Source organism: Vibrio sp. 10N.222.52.C3, assembly GCF_041474195.1.
Taxonomy (GTDB): Bacteria; Pseudomonadota; Gammaproteobacteria; order Enterobacterales; family Vibrionaceae; genus Vibrio; species Vibrio crassostreae_C.
Window position 1 is genome coordinate 1 of sequence record NZ_JBFRTQ010000259.1, and the last position, 451, is coordinate 451.

The 451-nt window shown below is 31.0% G+C and carries 1 protein-coding gene; it reads right to left on the reverse strand.

Annotated features, from left to right (window positions below; translation table 11 throughout):
* Positions 1-57: 57 nt before the first annotated feature.
* On the reverse strand, positions 58-451 hold a 394-nt coding region (locus AB4517_RS22790; protein ID WP_372150139.1), incomplete at its 5' end, for a haloacid dehalogenase-like hydrolase.

Sequence of the window (451 nt, forward strand, 5' to 3'; positions counted from 1 at the left end):
TGGTTGTACTTTTTAACCTTGAATGGTAAAAATAAAGAAATGGAATAAAAAATAATTTCATTGTTGTTTTCTCAAGTCTATCTTTTTGTTTAATTTGAATTTATCCCAGAACAACTTGGATTTATCGTCAATGACTACCGGAATATACTCATCTAAGTAAGGGATGCAATTCGAGTCTCCGAAGTTGTCAGAAATCATAATAGTGTGATTTTTACCTTTGCTTCTGTTCTTGACTATCTCATTTTTTGCATCGAGAAGATCAATACAAATACCAGAATCATATTTATCGTTTCTGATATTCAACTCTGATGATAACGACTCATCATAAGAAAGATGACGACATATAGCGGCAACTACGGGTTCAATAGATGCAGACAAAAGAATTACCTTATAACCTTCGGCCTTATGTTTTTCAATAATTTTTATAACTTTAACGTTATATTCAATACCT